Source organism: Streptomyces sp. NPDC053493 (assembly GCF_044544825.1).
GTDB lineage: Bacteria > Actinomycetota > Actinomycetes > Streptomycetales > Streptomycetaceae > Streptomyces.
In genome coordinates this window covers 954,483-971,129 of record NZ_JBITXS010000002.1, presented here as the reverse complement: position 1 = coordinate 971,129, position 16,647 = coordinate 954,483, and the positions used below count along the sequence as shown (strand labels likewise).

General features: G+C 74.4%; 13 protein-coding genes. 10 read left to right on the top strand and 3 right to left on the bottom strand.

All coding sequences use genetic code 11. The features are described from left to right. Nucleotides 1–1,158: 1,158 nt before the first annotated feature. Entirely contained in the window at nucleotides 1,159–1,965 is an 807-nt protein-coding gene (locus tag ACIGO8_RS10130; RefSeq protein ID WP_399726736.1) for a hypothetical protein, read from the bottom strand. Nucleotides 1,966–2,251: 286 nt separating this feature from the next. Between ACIGO8_RS10130 and ACIGO8_RS10125 the strand changes: the two genes are divergently transcribed. From ACIGO8_RS10125 to ACIGO8_RS10095, 7 genes are all read left to right on the top strand, one after another. After that, the gene (locus ACIGO8_RS10125) at nucleotides 2,252–3,793 is read left to right on the top strand and encodes a vanadium-dependent haloperoxidase (protein WP_399726733.1); all 1,542 of its coding nucleotides are present in this window, start codon (nucleotides 2,252–2,254) and stop codon (nucleotides 3,791–3,793) included. An 11-nt stretch (nucleotides 3,794–3,804) separates the two neighbouring features. Continuing rightward, entirely contained in the window at nucleotides 3,805–4,329 is a 525-nt protein-coding gene (locus ACIGO8_RS10120; RefSeq protein ID WP_399726731.1) for an HPP family protein, read from the top strand. A gap of 5 nt (nucleotides 4,330–4,334) precedes the next feature. Beyond that, nucleotides 4,335–5,264, top strand: coding sequence for a sulfurtransferase (locus tag ACIGO8_RS10115; protein ID WP_399726729.1), 930 nt, complete (start codon nucleotides 4,335–4,337; stop codon nucleotides 5,262–5,264). Then, the gene (locus ACIGO8_RS10110; RefSeq protein WP_399726726.1) at nucleotides 5,257–5,676 is read left to right on the top strand and encodes a cupin domain-containing protein; all 420 of its coding nucleotides are present in this window, start codon (nucleotides 5,257–5,259) and stop codon (nucleotides 5,674–5,676) included. Before ACIGO8_RS10115 ends, ACIGO8_RS10110 begins: the two co-directional genes overlap by 8 nt. 650 nt (nucleotides 5,677–6,326) lie before the next feature. Then, entirely contained in the window at nucleotides 6,327–6,800 is a 474-nt protein-coding gene (locus ACIGO8_RS10105; protein WP_399726723.1) for a cobalamin B12-binding domain-containing protein, read from the top strand. Continuing rightward, nucleotides 6,776–10,057 carry an FAD/NAD(P)-binding protein gene (locus ACIGO8_RS10100; RefSeq protein ID WP_399726721.1) on the top strand — a complete coding sequence of 1,094 codons (3,282 nt, stop codon included), beginning with the start codon at nucleotides 6,776–6,778 and terminating at the stop codon, nucleotides 10,055–10,057. The genes ACIGO8_RS10105 and ACIGO8_RS10100 overlap by 25 nt, the downstream gene beginning before the upstream one ends. Further along, entirely contained in the window at nucleotides 10,054–11,784 is a 1,731-nt protein-coding gene (locus tag ACIGO8_RS10095; RefSeq protein WP_399726719.1) for an acyl-CoA synthetase, read from the top strand. The genes ACIGO8_RS10100 and ACIGO8_RS10095 overlap by 4 nt, the downstream gene beginning before the upstream one ends. Nucleotides 11,785–11,921: 137 nt before the next feature. Here the strand turns inward: ACIGO8_RS10095 and ACIGO8_RS10090 are convergent, their stop codons facing one another. Continuing rightward, nucleotides 11,922–12,539: a TetR/AcrR family transcriptional regulator gene (locus ACIGO8_RS10090; protein ID WP_399726716.1), complete on the bottom strand. Its 618-nt coding sequence runs from the start codon at nucleotides 12,537–12,539 to the stop codon at nucleotides 11,922–11,924. Between the two features lie 132 nt (nucleotides 12,540–12,671). Between ACIGO8_RS10090 and ACIGO8_RS10085 the strand changes: the two genes are divergently transcribed. Then, on the top strand, nucleotides 12,672–13,220 hold the full coding sequence (locus tag ACIGO8_RS10085) for a carboxymuconolactone decarboxylase family protein (protein WP_399726714.1): 549 nt from the start codon (nucleotides 12,672–12,674) through the stop codon (nucleotides 13,218–13,220). 150 nt (nucleotides 13,221–13,370) lie between these two features. Next, nucleotides 13,371–14,360, top strand: a complete 990-nt coding sequence (locus tag ACIGO8_RS10080) for a LysR family transcriptional regulator (protein WP_399726711.1) — start codon at nucleotides 13,371–13,373, stop codon at nucleotides 14,358–14,360. 245 nt (nucleotides 14,361–14,605) lie between these two features. Here the strand turns inward: ACIGO8_RS10080 and ACIGO8_RS10075 are convergent, their stop codons facing one another. Next, nucleotides 14,606–15,319, bottom strand: coding sequence for a TetR/AcrR family transcriptional regulator (locus tag ACIGO8_RS10075; protein WP_399726709.1), 714 nt, complete (start codon nucleotides 15,317–15,319; stop codon nucleotides 14,606–14,608). A gap of 117 nt (nucleotides 15,320–15,436) precedes the next feature. Here ACIGO8_RS10075 and ACIGO8_RS10070 point away from each other — a divergent pair, with 117 nt between their 5' ends. Next, entirely contained in the window at nucleotides 15,437–16,627 is a 1,191-nt protein-coding gene (locus tag ACIGO8_RS10070) for an FAD-dependent monooxygenase (RefSeq protein ID WP_399726706.1), read from the top strand. The last annotated feature ends 20 nt before the right edge of the window (nucleotides 16,628–16,647 follow it).

Genomic DNA, 16,647 nt, shown 5'->3' with positions numbered 1-16,647 from the left:
ACCGCCGCGGCGAACGGCGTGATCTTCGCCTCCGCCAGCGCACGGACCGTCTCCCGGAGCATCTCGTGCTCCTCCGACGGGCGATACAGGTCGAATTCCTGGGCGTCCTTGGCCATGGTCTGGGGCTCCCCTAGCAATGCTTGTGGCACGTGTGGCACTGTCCTGGCACTGAGTACCCTCAGCAAAACACACTCAGTGCCACGATGCTAGTAGCTAGGGCCCGCCCATGGTCCCGAAGCCCCCCGCGCACGGCGCCGTGCAGTGCCCTCCCGGCCCTCCGCCAGGCCCCTGGCACGCCGAACCCGCGGTCCAGCTGCCCGCTCGCCGCTGTCGTTGCGCGCCTCCTCACGGGGCCGGCGCCCTCCGCCCCCTCCGGTGCGACCCTTCGTCCCGCCGGTGTGGCGCCCCCCTCGACGGGCCGGCGCCCGTCGCCGCCCGCGTTGTGGCCGTTGTCCCGCCGGGGTGTCGCCCGCCGCCCACCGCGTGGTGGGCCTTCGTCCCGCTGGTGCGGTGCCCACCCGCCCCCGGGCTGGCGCCCGTCGCCACCTCCGTTGTGGGCATTCGTTCCGCTGGGGCGGAACGGGTGGGCACAACGGACGGCGCCCTTTGCCGGGCCTAGGCTTCCGGGCCTTGACCCGCACCACTGGTGCGGCGCGGTCGTGGTGCGGGTTCAGGCGCAGGTGCGGAACGCGCCCGCAAGGGCGCCGTCCCGTGTGCCCACCCGTCCCGCCCCAGCGGGACGAATGCCCACACGGAGGTGACAAGGCGCGCCGCGCAAGCAGGCGCCACCCACACGGGCGCGGGGCGAAGCCCGCACGGAAGCGGGCGCGGGCCCACACGGAGGTGGCGGGTGGCGCCGCGCGAGCAGGCGCCACCCGCACGAGGTGGGGCGAAGGCCCCGGGGGTGCGGGCGCGGGAGGGCGAAGCCCCCGTCGGGGCGGAGGTTTCGGCCGGTAGGGCGGACCGTCCCACCGGGCCGTACGCGCAGCACGCGCGGGCGGCGGGACGACGGAGGTTGCCGTCCTGGCGAGCGGCAGCCCGCGCGGGTGCGGCGGCGGAGGTTGCCGTCCCGGCGAAGGGCAGCCCGCGCGGGCGGGGCGACGGGTGCCGTCCCGGTGAGGGGGGCAGCCCGCGCGGGGCCGGGCCCGGGCCCGGGGATCAGGCGGAGGGGTCCGGGTGGTGGGGGGTCGTCGTGAGGACGACCGCGGCCGCGAGGAGCACCACGTTCTTGACCACGAACTCGCCCGTCATCGTCAGCAGCAGCGGATTCGCGTGGTCGAACGCCGCCCCCGGCGTCAGAAGCAGCACCGCGAACGTGCCGAGCAGATGCCCGCCGAGGATCGGCAGGAGGAGGCGCTGGGCCCGGCCGGTGAGGAGCCACACGCCGAGCGCGACCTCGGCCCAGCCCAGGGCCGGGACGAACCAGTCGCCCGTGTCGAACGGCATCACGTCCACGACGAGCTGCGCCGCCGGGCTGAGCCCGATCATCTTCAGGACGCCGAACCACACGAAGACCCCGCCGAGCCCGCCGCGCAGCATCCGCATGCCGTAGCGGTGCAGGCGCGGCGCCAGCCGGTCGAAGAGCCGGTCGAGGAGGCGCGCGCGCCCGGGGCGCTGCCCGGGCCCCGGCGAGGTCGGGTTCGAGTTCGTACGCGTCGGCGCTCTCAGCTGCGAGGAAACGGTCATGCGCGGCCACTCCAAACGGATCGGTGCGGGATCGGTCGAGTTCTTGGCGGACGAGGGGCGCCGGGGCGCCGGCGCCTCGGGCCGGTCCGGCCGCGGGCCGATTCCGGTCTCGCGTCCGGGCGGGCGGTCCGGCGGCCGGCGGCCCGCGGCGCTCGCGCCCGTGAACGGGACGACGACCGGGGTGGCCGGGATGACCGGGTGGACCCGGAGCTCCGGGTCGGGAGGTGCGGTGCCGGACGAGGCGGACCGCCGCGCCGTCCCGGGGCCGGATTCGGTCACGGCACGCGGCCCCCGAGGGCGTGCCGCCGCCCCGGGGGCCGGGACCGGGTGCCGTCCCCGGAGGGCACGGCGTACCCGTCCGACGGTGGGGCCGACAACGCCTGGCGCCGTCCCACGCTAGCCACTCGCCGGGGCGACGGCGATGCCCATCGCTTCCTTGCATGCCTCCGATGGAAGAAGCCGATCGGCCGTTGCCCCGCGCGATCAATTCTCGCCAGTGTGAGGGCAGTTCGAGCTTGTGTTTGATCCGATCCCGCCAGGCACCACACGCGAAGGAAACCCAGGGATGTCTCAGCGACCCGTGTCCACCGCCCCCACCACCCCGGCACCGCTCACCCGGCGCCGGGTGCTCACCGCCTCCGCCGCCGCGGCCGGCGCCTTCGCGCTGGCCACCGGCGGTACGGCCTGGGCCGCCCCGGTCGAGCGGTTCGAGGCGGAGACCCGCACCGGCCGCCGGGCTCCCGGCCTGCTCACCGAGCCCACCGTCGTGGTCCGCTGGAACCAGGCCACCATGGACGCGATCCTCGGCCGCTACCAGGCCGCCGGCAACCGCTTCGGCCCCGCCACGGTCAACGCCCGCATCCTCGCGATCGTCCACAACTGCATCTACGACGCCTGGGCCTGCTACGACCGGGTCGCCTCCGGCACCCGCTTCGGCGGCGCCCTGCGCCGCCCCCGCTCCGAGCGCACCCTCGACAACAAGAACGAGGCCATCAGCTACGCCGCCCACCACGCGCTGCTCGACTTCTTCCCCGAGTACAAGGTCGCCATCGACTCGATGCTGAGCAGCCTCGGCTACGACCCCGAGCTCACCGACCCGCGCCGCTACAGCCCCGCCTGGATAGGTCTGCGCACCGCCCAGGCCGTCCTCGACTACCGTCACGGCGACGGCGCCAACCAGCTCGCCACCCCGCCGTACGCGGACACGACCGGCTACCAGCCGAAGAACCCGCCGCAGACCGCCGGCGCCTTCGACCCGTCCGTCGTCGTCGCGCCCGAGCACTGGACCCCGCTGATCGTCGGCGGCAAGCTGCAGAAGTACCTCACGCCGCAGTTCGCGGTGATGAAGCCGTTCGCGCTCAGCCGCCCCGACCAGTTCACGATCCCCGCCCCGCCCGCGTACCCCTCCGTCCGCATGACCGCCGCCATCGAGGAACTCCTCGACATCAGCGCCCGTCTGACGGACGAGCAGAAGTCGATCGCCGAGTTCTGGCTCAACGACGACGTCACCCCGCCCGGCGCCCAGCAGATGTGGGGCCGTTTCGTCTCCGCCCGCGACGGCCACGGCGTCGACGAGGACGCCAAGCTGTTCTTCGGCCTCAACATGGCCGAGTGCGACGCGGCGATCGGCTCCTGGGCGGTCAAGCTCCAGTACGACTTCGCCCGCCCGTCCACGCTCATCCCGTACGACCGCCGCGGCCAGCAGGTCACCTCCTGGGGCGGCCCCGGCAAGGGCACCGTCACCATGGACGGCGTCAACTGGCAGGCGTACGTGGCGGTGCCGCCGTTCCCGGCCACCGTCTCCGGCCACAGCACCTTCTCCGGCGCGGCCTCCGAGTTCCTGCGCCGCTTCACCGGCAGCGACCAGTTCGGCGACTCCTTCCGCTTCAAGGCCGGCACGTCCACCGTCGAGCCGGGCCTCACCCCGCGCACCGACGTCGTCCTCACCTGGCCCACCTTCAGCGACGCCGCCCACCAGGCGGGCATCTCCCGCGTCTACGGCGGCATGCACTGGAGCTTCGACAACGAGCCCGGCATCGAGATGGGCCACCAGATCGGCCAGGTCGTCTACCGCAAGGCCATGTGTTACTTCAACGGCGCGCACTGAGGAGCCGACCCGTGAGCAACCAGACCCAGACCCCGGCGCGGAACGCGCCCAAGACGGGCAGCGGAGCACCGCCCTTCCCCGGGGCCAAGCCGGCCGTCCTCGGCACCCTCGCCACCGTCGTGTCCCTGGTGATCCTCGTGGCACTCGGCGAGGCCACCGGCCATCTGCTGATGATCGCCCCGCTCGCCGCCACCGCGATGATCATCTGCAGCACGCCGGCCCTGCCGCCCGCCCAGCCCCGCGGCGTGGTCCTCGGCCAGATCGGCTCCGGCGTCCTCGGCCTCGCCGCCGTGGCCCTCCTCGGCCACTCGCTGTGGGTCGCGGCCGTCGCCGCCGGCCTGAGCGTCGGACTCATGCTGCTGCTGCGGGCCGTGCACGCCCCGGCCGCCGCCACCGCCGTCCTCGCGGTCCTCCAGGACCCGCAGCCGGTCCGCTTCCTCGTCCTGCTGGCCATCGGCAGCGCGCTGCTCGTCCTCGTGGGCATCGTCGCCTCGAAGCTCGGCGTGATCGCCAAATACCCGACGTACTGGTGGTGAACCCGATGACCCGACACTCCCTGCTCGTCAGCACGGACGAGCTGCAGCGCCGGCTCGCGAGCGGCGACGACGGCCTGGTCCTCGTCGAGATCACCGACGGCGGCAACGACGGCGGCGGCCGGCCCGGCCGCATCCCCGGAGCCGTACGCCTCGACTGGAGCGGAGACCTCCAGGACGCGGTACGCCGGGACGTCATCGGCCCGGAGGCCTTCGCGGCGCTCCTCGGCCGGCACGGCATCTCCGCCGACGACACCGTCGTCTTCTACAGCGGCAACAACAACTGGTGGGCGGCGGCGGGCTACTGGCAGTTCCGCCTCTACGGCCACCGCGAGCTGCGCCTCCTCGACGGCGGGCGCGCCCGCTGGGAGGCGATCGGCGGGGCGCTGACCGCCGAGGCGCCGCAGCGGGAGGAGGTCGTCTACCCGGTGCCCGCGGTGGACGAGTCGATCCGGGCCCGGCGCGAGGACATGCTCGACCACATCGGCTACCGCACGCTCCTGGACGTCCGGTCGATCGAGGAGTACCTCGGCCACACCAACACGCCGCCCGGTGTTCCCGACGACCTCGGCGTCCGCTGCGGACACGCGCTGTCCGCCGAGCACATCCCGTGGCACACCGCCATCCACGCGGACGGCACGTTCCGCGACGACGCGGAGCTGAAGGCCGCGTACGGCGGCCTGAACACCGAGGTCCCGACCGTCGTCTACTGCCGGGTCGGCTGGCGTTCGGCGCACAGCTGGTTCGTGCTGCACGAGCTGCTCGGCATGACCGACGTCCGCAACTACGACGGCGCCTGGCGGGAGTTCGGCTCCCTCATCGGCGCGCCGATCGTCAAGGGCCCGCAGCAGTGGGGCCCCGATCCCATCCCGTCCGTCGTGCCGCAGCGCACCGCGGCCCCGTCCCCTTCCGCCCCGGAGGTCACCGCCCGTGCCTGACGTCACCGTCTACCGCGATGTGCTGCGCAACGGATTCGACCAGACCGACCTGCCGTGGGTCCCGTGGACCGAACCGGGCCGCGAGGGCGTCGAGTTCGTCGTCCTGTGGGGCCCGGGCCACGCGGGCGAGGAGGACTCGGCGTCCCTCCTCCTGCGCTTCCCGCCCGGCGCCCACGGCGACTTCCACGAGCACCTCGGCCACGAGCTGATGCTGGTCCTCGACGGAACCCTCGACCACAGCGACGGGCGCCGCTTCGAGCGCGGCGACCTGGTGATCGAGGAGCCGGGCACCCGCCACCAGATGTCCAGCGCCACCGGCTGCACGGTCCTCGCCGTCCGCGCCCGCCCGGCCTCTCCGCGTACTCCGCACGAGGGCGAGATCACCACAGGCGTCGGCGCCGGCGCGGCCTGACCCGCCGGGACCTCGGCCGCCCGGCGGGCGCCGCGGGCTCGGCGGCCGACCGGACCCGGTCCCGACCTCGGCCCGGGGCCGGTCCCCGCGCCCCGGCCCGGGGCCCGGTCCTCGCCCCGACCACGGGGCGCCGCTGCGGAAACCGGGCGCCGGCCCCTCCTTCCCGGCCTTCGCCCCGAGGGCCGTACCCGGCCCCGGGGCCGCCCCCGAGCCGCACCCGGCCTGAGGACGCACCCGGGCCCAGGGCCGTACCAGACCCCGGGCCGCACCCGGGCCCAGGGCCGCACCAGACCCTGGGCCGCACCCGGCCCGACGGCCGCGCTCGCCCGGGTCCCCGGGTCGCGCCCGACCTCCGGGCGCGACCCGGTCTCCGGGCCGCGCGCGGCCCCCGCACCCGACCCCGGGATCACCCCCGGGGCGCTCACCCGGAAGGACCGCCGTCCCGCGCGGTTCGTCCGGTGTCGCACGCCGCCGTCGGCCTTCGCGCCCGGCCATGAACACCCGGCGGGTCCAGGGCCTCGGAGCGGCACAGGGACCCGCCGGGCCCACCGCGGCCGCGGCCGCACCGTCCGCACCGGGCCGCCGGCACCGCGGCCCCGTGCGGCTCGCCGCGACCGCCTCCGCATCCGCACCGTCACTGGAGACACGCCATGCCAACCTTGCACAGTACCGAGCCGTCCCGTCGGGTGCTGCTCACCACCGGGTCGTCGGACGCGCACACCTGGAACCTGGTGCACCTTCAGCTGTTCCTGGAGGAGCACGGCCACTCGGTGCTCAACCTCGGGCCGTGCGTGCCGGAGCGGCTGCTCGTGGACACCGCCAGGATGACCAGCCCGGACCTCGTCGTGCTGTCCTCCGTCAACGGGCACGGACACCAGGACGGGCTGCGGGCCGCCCGCGCGCTGCGGGAGGACGAGGACACCCGCGGGATCCCGATGGTGATCGGCGGACTGCTCGGCATCTCGCCCGAGGGCGCCGAGGAGCGGCGCGCCGAACTGCTCGCCGCCGGGTACGCCGAGGTGTACACGGACGGCACCGCGCCCACCGCGCTCCTGGAGCAGCTCGGCCGGCTCGGCGAACGCGAGGAGATGAGAGACGTGTGTACCGGGCGGGCCGCGGCGTGACCCTTCCCGGCCAGTCCCCGCACCCGCACCCGCACTCGCATCCGCCGCACCCGCACCAGCCCGCGGGCGACCTCGGCGCGTTCGTCCAGGAGTCCGCCGCGGCCGGCGAGCTCGTCGTCCAGCCCCGGATGGGCATGGTCGCCCCGGAGGAGATGGCCGCCGGCGTCGCCGCCGTCGCCGCCCTGCCCGAGCGCACCGTCTCCACCCTCACCATCGACAGCTACACCCGCGTCGGCGACCACGCCGCCGCCACCGCCGCCCTGCGCACCGGCCGGCCCCTCAACGGCTTCCCGATCGTGAGCCACGGGCCGAAGACCGCCGCCCGGGTGGCCGCGGCCGCCGGGCGACGCACTCCGGTCCAGGTCCGGCACGGTTCCGCCGACCCGATGGCCATCTTCCGCACCATGACCGCCGCCGGCCTGTCCGCCAGCGAGGGCGGCCCCGTCTCGTACTGCCTGCCCTACGGCCGTACACCGCTCGCCGAGTCCGTCGCCGCCTGGCGGGACTCCGTCCAGTTCCTCACCGAGGAGAGCCGGTCCCACGGCCGCCGCGCCCATCTGGAGTCGTTCGGCGGATGTCTGCTCGGCCAGCTCTGCCCGCCCTCCATGCTGGTCGCCGTCTCGCTCCTCGAGTGCCTGTTCTTCGTGCAGAACGGCGCCACCAGCGTGTCCCTGTCCTACGCCCAGCAGACCCACGCCGCGCAGGACGCCGGCGCGCTCGCCGCACTGCGCACGCTCGCCGACGAGCTGCTGCCGGCCGGCGTGGACCGGCACATCGTGCTCTACACGTACATGGGCGTCTATCCGCGGACCGTGCTCGGCGCCCGCCTGCTGCTGCGCCGCAGCGCCGAGCTCGCGGTCCGCGGCGGTGCGCAGCGGCTCATCGTGAAGACCGAGACCGAGGCGCACCGCATCCCGACGGTGGCGGAGAACCTGACGGCGCTGAGCGTGGCCGCCGACGCGGCCCGTTCGGCCCGTGCCAGGCCGCGCCCGGCGGGCTCGCCGGCCGGCGACACCGAGGAGATCCTGGCCGAGGCCCGCGCCCTGGTCGGCGCCGTCCTCGCGCTCTCGGACGACCTCGGCACCGCGCTCCTGAAGGCGTTCGACCGGGGCCTGCTCGACGTGCCGTTCTGTCTGCATCCGGACAACCGGGGCGAGGTCCGGTCCACGGTGGCGCCCGACGGCCGCCTGCAGTGGACCGATCTGGGCTCGCTGCCGCTGCTCACCACCAGCCGGAGGACCACCCCGATGACCTCGCGTCAGCTCGCCGGCATGCTCGGCCGGGTCGCCCGCGAGCACGACCTGGCGGCGGAGACCGCTCCGCCGCCGGAACCGGCACCGCTGTCCACCCCGCAGTGCCTGGCCGACCCGGTCGCCGAGCCGCTGCGGATCGCCTTCGCCGGCATGGGCCCGCGCGGCCTGTCCGTCCTGGAGCGGCTCGCGGCCCGCTGCGCCGAGCAGCCGCCGGCACGCCGGCTGGAGGTGTACGCGATCGATCCGTACGAGGCGGGGGCCGGTCGGATCTGGCGTACGGACCAGTCGCCGCTGTTCCTGATGAACACCCCGGCCCAGGAGGTCACCATGTTCTCCGGGCCGGCCGACGACGGGCCGCACCGGCCCGGCGCCGGGCCCACGCTCGGCGAGTGGTGGGCGGAGCACGACCCGGCCCACGCCGACCCGGGCGGCTACGCCCCGCGCGTGGTCTACGGCCGGTACCTCTCCTACGTGATGGAGCGCATCGAGGAGACGCTGCCGCCGTGCCTGACCGTGCACCGGATCGGCGCGCGGGTCATCTGCGCCGACCGCGCCGACCGCGAGGCCCCGTACCGGCTGCGCCTGGACCGCGGTGACGTGCTCACCGCGGACCGGCTGGTGCTGGCCACCGGCCACCCGGTGAACGAGCTCGACCGGCAGCAGGAGGAGTGGCGGCGCTTCGCCCGCGCCAACTCCACCCCGGCCCGGCCGCTGAAGTACGTGGCGGGCGGCTCGGCCAACGAGATGCCGCTGTCCGACATCCCGGCCGGGGCCCGCGTCGGCGTCATCGGCATGGGCCTGACCTTCTACGACGTGCTCGCCGAGCTCACCCTCGGGCGCGGCGGCAGCTTCACCGAGGGCGGCGACGGGCTGCTCTACCTGCCGAGCGGCAAGGAGCCCCGGATCCTGCCGGCCTCGCGCGGCGGGGTGCCGCTGCTGACCCGCGGCGTCAACCAGAAGGGCCCCGAGCACCGCTACCGGCCGGTGCTGTTCACGCCCGCCCGGATGGCCCGGCTGCGCGAGGAGCACGCACCGCTCGACTTCGAGCGGACGGTGCAGCCCTGGCTGCTCGCCGAGATCAACCTCGTGCTGCTCGCGACCCGGATCCGCCAGGTTCACGGCCCCGACGCGGCGACGGAGTTCACCGAGCGGGCCGAGGAGGCGCTGGCGCTCGACCCCGACCTCGACGTGCTCCAGGGCCTGGCCGCCGGATACCGGATCGACCCGCGCCCGCTGACCGGACTCGCCACCCTGGCGCGGCCGTTCGACGGCCGGCGCTTCGGTTCGCCGGCCGAGTTCCACAAGGTGCTCACCGAGTGGCTGCGCGCGGACCTCGGCGACGCCCGGCTCGGCAACGCGGAAGGGCCGATGAAGGCCGCCGCGGACGTCTTACGGGACGTGCGGCAGACCATCCGGAACGTGGTCGACTTCGCCGGCCTCACGCCGGACTCGCACCGCTGGTTCCTCGCCGAGTTCGGCCCGCTGGCCGCGCTGGTGTCGACCGGGCCGCCGCAGCTGCGCTCCGAGCAGTTCCTCGCGCTGCTGGCCGCCGGTGTGCTCGAGCCGGTGGGCCCCGGCGCCCGGTTCGGCACGGACCCGGTCGAGGGCCGGTTCACGGTCGAGTCGGCGCAGGTGGAGAACTCCTGGACGGCGCTCGACGTCCTCGTGGACGCCCGGCAGCCGACCACGGACGTGACCGTGGACCGCGATCCGCTGATCCGCGGTCTGCTCGCCGACGGAAGGGTGCGGCCCTTCGTGAACACGGCGAACACCGCTGACGGCGTGGGGGAGTTCAGGACCGGAGGCGTGGACTGCACCGACGCGCCGTTCCACCCGATCGGGGCGGACGGCACGCCGGACGTGACGGCGCACGTCATCGGCATCCCGAGCGAGCACACCCGCTGGTTCACCCAGGTCGGCAGCGGCCGGCCGGGCCCGTGGGGCTCGTTCACCCGCGACGCCGACGCGATCGCCGAGGCACTGGCCGCGGGAGGCACCGGATGACCGCGGCGGCGCACGCGCACCGGCGGCCGCCGGGACACGCGGAGCACCGGGTCACCGCCGCGCACGAGGAGTACCGGGCCGCCCGGGACCTGCTGCTGCGGCTGCGCGGCGACCGGGAGGCGGCCACGGCCGCCTTCCGGTGGCCGCGGGCCCGGCACTTCAACTGGGCCCTGGAGTGGTTCGACGTGGTGGCCGAGGGCAACGAACGGACCGCCCTGGAGATCCTCGGCCGCCCCGGCGAGGACGGCACGGTGCCGGTCGTGGACCGGGTCACCTTCGCCGAACTCGCCGCCCGGTCGGACGAGTTGGCGGTCAGTCTCGCCGAGGCCGGGGTGGCGCCCGGCGACCGGGTGCTCATCCTGCTCGGCACCCGCGCCGAACTGTGGGAGACCCTCCTCGGCTGCATCAAGCTCGGCGCGGTGGTGGTCCCGGGCTATCAGGACCTCACCCGCGACGAGGCCGCCGACCGGATCGGCCGCGGCGGCATCCGGCACGTCGTGTGCGCGCCCGAACTCGTCGGCCTGCTCGGCGAGTCGGGCGTGCCGGGTGTCCGCATGGCGCCCGGCGCCACGGACCTGCCCGGCTGGCTGCCGTACCCGGACACCCGCGACACCGGGCGGCGCCGGCCGTTCGTGCCGGCCGGGCCGACGCGCGCCGCGGACCCGTCCTTCTGCTACTTCACCTCGGGCACCACCTCGCTGCCCAAGCTCGTCGAGCACACGCACGCCGGCTACGCCGTCGGCCACCTCTCCAGCCTGTACTGGAGCGGACTGCGGCCCGGCGACCGGCACCTCAACCTGTCCGCGCCGGGCTGGGCCAAGCACTCCTGGTCCAGCTTCTTCGTGCCCTGGACGGCCGGCGCCACGGTCGTCGCGCCGCCCGACGGCGGTCTGCCGGCCGAGCTGCTGCCCGGCGTGCTGGCCGCGCAGCGGATCACCAGCCTCTGCGCGCCGCCGAGCGCGTGGCGGGCGATGCTGCCGTACGTGACGGGTGACGGGGCCGCGGGCCGGGGCGTACCGCGGCTGCGGGAGGCGACGGCGGCCGGGGAGCCGCTGACGGCGGAGGTGACGGACCGCATCGAGGCGGCCTGGGGCGTACGGGTCCGCGACGGCTACGGCCAGACCGAGGCCACCGCCCTGATCGGCCGGGCGCCCGACACGCCGGCCGCGCTGTCGCCGCTGGGACACCCGCTGCCGGGATACCGGATCGTGCTGCGCGACCCGGAGACCGGTGAGCTCGGCGACGCCGGCGAGGTGTGCGTCGACCTGACGGAGCGCCCGCCGGGCCTCATGCGCGGCTACGCCGACCGGCCGGACCGCACCGCGGAGGCCTTCGCGGACGGCCTCTACCGGACCGGGGACCGGGGCGAGCGGTGCGCCGACGGGTCGATCCGACTGCTCGGCCGGATGGACGAGGTCTTCAAGTCGTACGGCCACCGGGTCTCGCCGATGGAGATCGAGGCCGTGCTGCGCACCCATCCGGCGGTCGCCGACGCCGCCGTGATCCCGTGCCCCGACGAGCAGGGCGGCCTCGCCCCGTACGCCGTGGTCGAGACCCACGCCGGTCCGGGTGAACCGGAGCTGCTCGTACGGGAGTTGATCGCCCTGGCGGAGCGGCGTCTCGCGCCGGTGTTCGTGCCGCGCGGTGTCGACCTGGTCGCCCGTCTGCCGCGCACCCGCTCGGGCAAGGTCCGCCGCGGCGAACTCCGGCCCGGCGCGCGCCCTTAGGGCGGCTCGCGGTCGGTTTCGGAGGAGGTCCGGGAAGAGGGGGACGGCGCTCACGCCGTCCCCCTTCGCGTCTTCCGTGCCCGTCAGCGCGCTCGTACGGACAGAGCCGTCCGTGACGCCTGGGCTGCCTGCGTCGGCTACGACGCCTGGGCGGTCTGCGGCGTCCGTGCCGCCCGGGCGGCCGGCGCCGGCTCGCGCTCGGCGGTCCGCAGCAGCACCGTCGCCACCGCGCGGGCGCGGACCGCCGCCTCCGTGGTGCCCTCGCGCAGGGCCGTGACGATGGCGCCGTCGCCGAGCAGGGCGAGCTGGCGGGCGAGGGTCTCGTGGTCGTGGTAGCCGCCCTCGGTGAGCAGGCTGTCGAGGCGGGCGATGACCTTTTCCTTGTGCTCGGCGGCCACGTGGTGCGCCGGACTCTCGGGATCGGCGGTCTCCACCATGGTGTTGATGAAGGCGCAGCCGCGGAAGTCCGCCGCGGCGAAGCGCTCGGCGAGTCCGTCGAAGAGGGCGAGCGGCAGTTCCTCCGGGGCGCGGTCGCTCGCCTCGATCCGGCTCTCCAGCCAGGCCCGCCACATGCCGTCGCGGCGCCGCAGCACCTCGACGACCACGTCGTCCTTGCTGGGGAAGTGCCGGTAGAAGGAGGCGCGGCCCACTCCGGACTCGGACAGGATGCGCTCGATGCCGACGGCCCGGATGCCCTCTTCGTAGAAAAGACGCTCCGCGGCGGTGAGGAGTCGTTCTTTCGCGTTCGTGGCCATACCAAACGGTACCACTCGGTTCCGATCGCCGGAACGGAGTGTGCCCCTCCCGTTGCGCCAGACGGAACCGATCAGTACCGTCTGGGTGGTACCGATCAGTTCCATCTTTTGGTCCGGCTCAAGGAGAGCTCCATGTCCCGCCTGCCCCAACTGACCGTCGAGACCGCCAACGAGGAGCAGCGCGAGCTGCTCGAAGGCACCCTCAAGCAGCTCGGCAAGCTGCCCAACCTCTACGCCGCCCTCGCCAACGGCCCCGCCGCCCTGCGCGGTTACCTCGCCATGCGCGAGGCCCTGGTCGGCGGCAGCTTCAGCGCCCGGCAGCGCGAGCAGCTGGCGCTCTACATCGCCCAGCGCAACGACTGCACCTACTGCGTCTCCGCGCACACCCTGCGCGGCGGCAAGGTCGGCCTCAGCGAGCAGGAACTGCTCGACACCCGCCACGGCCAGGACCACGGCGACCCGCACATGGACCAGGTCCTCCGCATCACCGGCGCGATCATGGAGAGCGGTGGCCGGGTGACCGACGCCGCCCTCGCCGACGCCCGCGCCGCCGGCGTCACCGACGGCGAACTGGCCGAAATCGTCGGTCATGTGGCGCTCAACGTGCTGTCGAACTTCTTCAATCACGTTGCGCAACCGGAACTGGACTTTCCGTTGGTTCCCGCGCAGCTCGCCGAGTAGAGTCCTTCGCGGCCGACCAGGGGTGCCGGGTGCGAGAGGAGCGTCCGGCACCCCTGTGGTGTGACAGACCGAGTGGGGCGATCGAGCGGGCGGCGCGACCAGCTGCCCGAGTGCCATCCGCCGCCGGGGGGCGGCAAGGGGGTTGAACACGTGGACATCGACGCAAGAACCCTGAGAACCTTCCGCGAGGTGACCCTCACCGGGTCCTTCACGCAGGCGGCCCGCCGCCTCGGGTACTCGCAGTCCAGCGTCACGGCGCAGATGCGGGCCCTGGAACGGCAGGTGGGCGAGCCGGTCTTCGAGCGGCTGCCCAGCGGCGTACGGCTCACCCGGACGGGGACCGTGCTGTGCGAGTACGCCCGTCAGATCCTCACGCTCGTCGGCGAGATGGAGGTCGCCCTGCGCCGCCCGGCCGCCAACCCGCCGCGGATGACCGTGGGCGTCGTGCCGGCCCTCGCGTACGGCCAGCAGCTCGCCCGGCTCACCCACATCGGGCGCCGGCTGCTCTCCGGAGTCCAGCTCGCCCTGCGGGTCATGGGCACCGCCGAGATCCACGACGCCTTCCGGGCCGGCAGCATCGACGGCGCCCTGGTGCTCACCGTCGTCGACGCCGACGACCCGGCCGTACTGCCCGGCTCCCTGCCCGACCCGCTGCGCGCCGCCGACCGGCCCGACGACCTGCACGAAACCCGCCTCCAGGAGGTCGAGTTCGTGCCCGTCACCGGCGTCTCCCGGCCGCGCGGACCGGCCGCCGGACGCCAGGTCGTCATCGCCGACCCCGACTGTCCCTCGCAGCGCTGGCTGCCCGAATTCCTCCGGCTCCGCTCCGACGGGCCGCCCGAGATCCACGAACTCGGCTCCATGGCCGGCGTCCGCGCCGCCGCCCAGTCCGGACTCGGCTGCGCCATGCTGCCGATGGCCCTCGCCGCCTCCCCGAACGAGGCCACCGGACTGCGCCCGCTGCCGGGCGTGCCCCGGATGCGCTGGAACGCCTCCCTCGTCTCCGCGCGCGGCGACGACCGCCCCGCCATCGACTGGGAGAACCTCACCGAGACCCTGCGCCAGGCCACCGCCCTGGCCTGCGCCGTCCCGCAGGGCGGCCGCGAGGGCGCGGGCGCCGACGCGACGGCGGTGAGCTGACGGCGGCGGTGAGCTGACCACGGCGGTGCGCCGGCCGACCGCGGCCGTGAGCTGACGACGGCACTGAAGCCCACGACGGCCGCGAGCCGGCCGACGACGGCGCTGAGCCGACCACGGCGGCGGGCTGTCCCGCCTCCCCAGACCGGTGCCACGGCACATCCGTCTCTCCCCGGACCCACACCCCCGACCGGGCCCACAGAGACGACGGGTGCGCCGTGGCACCTTCCGTCATGTCCGGCGCGCCCTCAGCGGCGCTGGTCGACGAGTACGGCCAAGCCGTCCAGGATCCGCTGCAGGCCGAAGTCCCATGCCTGATCCTGCTCGTCGGACCGGGCGGCTGAAGCGAGGGCCGCGGTGAGCGCGGGGAACCGCTCGCCGTGCGCCTGCATCAGGTCGCCGAGGATGGAGCCCAGTTGGGCTTCGGGGTTGCCTGCCGGGCCTGCCGCACGGGTCTGCTGGGTGATGCCGCGTACGTGACCGACCAGCAGGACAGCCGCGTCCATCCGCTCGGCACCGCTCAAACCGGTGCTGTCCAGGGCCGACACGGCATGCTCCAGCCAGGACAGCTCCCCAGGCCCCATGACCCGCGGCCCGACCGTGGCGTCCAGTGCCCAGGGGTGCTGACGAAAGACGTCGAGCAGCCGGCCGGCCCATTCCTCCAGCTGCTCACGCCAGCCGCCATGTCGCGCCTTCGTCGCCGGGCAGGGGCCGATCGCGGTGTCCACCATCAGGGCCACCAGCTCGGCTTTGCCCGGCACGTACCGGTACAGCGCCATCTTGGTCACATCCAGTTGCGCGGCGACCCGCTGCATGGACACACCGGCCAGCCCCTCCGCGTCGGCGATCTCGATCCCGGCCCGCGCGATGCGGTCCAGGTCGAGTGCCGGCCTGGGGCCTCGCGCGGGCTTGGGGTGCGGACCCCACAGCAGTCGCACCACCTCGGCGTGCTCGCCACCCATGTCCGTCGCCCTCCAGTCCTGTCCTGTCCTGCCCTGCCTTGCCGAATCAACTGTGTCTACGGTACACAGTAAATAACAGTGTCCACAGGACACAGTTTTCGAGCGGAGGGAAGCCCCGTGAACAGGAACGTCCTCATCTCCGGCGCGAGCATCGCCGGCCCCGCGCTGGCCTACTGGCTGGGACGCCACGGCTTCCGGCCCACCGTCGTCGAACTGGCCCCGGCGCTGCGCCAGGGCGGTCAGGCCGTCGACTTCCGTGGAGAGGCGCATCTGACCGTGCTGGAACGCATGGGCCTGCTTCCCGAACTGCGCCGCATCCAGACCGGCGGCAGCCCGATGCGCTTCGTCGACGAGCGCGGCCGCACGCTGCTGGACCTGCCGGCCGAGTTCGCCGGCGGTGAGATAGAGGTGCTCCGCGGAGACCTGGCGCGCGTGCTCCACGAGCACAGCGCCCCCTGCACCGAGTACATCTTCGGCGACTCGATCGTCAGCCTCGCCGAGACCTCGTCCGGCGTGCGGGCCGACTTCCGAAGCGGAATCTCGCGCGACTTCGACCTGGTCATCGGTGCGGACGGGCTGCACTCCCAGGTCCGTCGCCTCGCGTTCGGGCCGGAGGAGGACTACGTGCGCCACCTCGGCTACTACGCCGCGACCTGGCAGCTGGCGAACGACCTGGGAGTGGGAAAGGGTTCGGTCGGGTACAACGTGCCGGGGCGGCTGGCGTCCGTAGGCGCCGACCACCGGGACCCGGCACGGGCGGGGGCGTTCTTCGTCTTCGCCGCGCCGGAGCTGTCGTACGACCGCCACGACCCGGAACAGCAGAAGCGTCTGATCGCAGGCGCGTTCTCCGGCCTCGGCTGGGAGGTGCCCCGCCTGCTCGACTCGCTGCACCAGGCACCCGACCTGTACTTCGACTCGATCAGCCGAGCGGACGTGGACACCTGGTCCACCGGGCGCGTGTGCCTCGTCGGCGACGCCGCCTGCGGGGCCACCATCGGCGGCATGGGCACCGGAACCGCGGTGGTCGCCGCGTACGTCCTGGCCGGCGAACTCGCGCGGGCCCAGGGCGATCACCGGGCGGCCTTCGCCCGCTACGAGAGCAGGGTCCGCGCGTACGCCGAGGGCTGCCAGGCAGGCGGCGACCGCACCGGGAAGTTCCTGGCCCCCGCCACCGCCACCGGCATTCGTCTCCGCAACACCCTGCTGTCCCGGCGCCTGTTGCTGAACGGCATGCTCAAGCTGGGCGAGAAAGTCAGCAGCACCGTGGCACTGCCCGACTATCCGGCCGACCCTAGCCGCGTCAGCTGATGACCGAAGCGGTACGCCCG

Coding starts and splice junctions, on each gene's coding strand:
- ACIGO8_RS10105 (WP_399726723.1), top strand. CDS start 6,327: ATGCCAACCTTGCACAGTACCGAGCCGTCCCGTCGGGTGCTGCTCACC.
- ACIGO8_RS10095 (WP_399726719.1), top strand. CDS start 10,054: ATGACCGCGGCGGCGCACGCGCACCGGCGGCCGCCGGGACACGCGGAG.
- ACIGO8_RS10125 (WP_399726733.1), top strand. CDS start 2,252: ATGTCTCAGCGACCCGTGTCCACCGCCCCCACCACCCCGGCACCGCTC.
- ACIGO8_RS10090 (WP_399726716.1), bottom strand. CDS start 12,539: ATGGCCACGAACGCGAAAGAACGACTCCTCACCGCCGCGGAGCGTCTT.
- ACIGO8_RS10085 (WP_399726714.1), top strand. CDS start 12,672: ATGTCCCGCCTGCCCCAACTGACCGTCGAGACCGCCAACGAGGAGCAG.
- ACIGO8_RS10075 (WP_399726709.1), bottom strand. CDS start 15,319: ATGGGTGGCGAGCACGCCGAGGTGGTGCGACTGCTGTGGGGTCCGCAC.
- ACIGO8_RS10115 (WP_399726729.1), top strand. CDS start 4,335: ATGACCCGACACTCCCTGCTCGTCAGCACGGACGAGCTGCAGCGCCGG.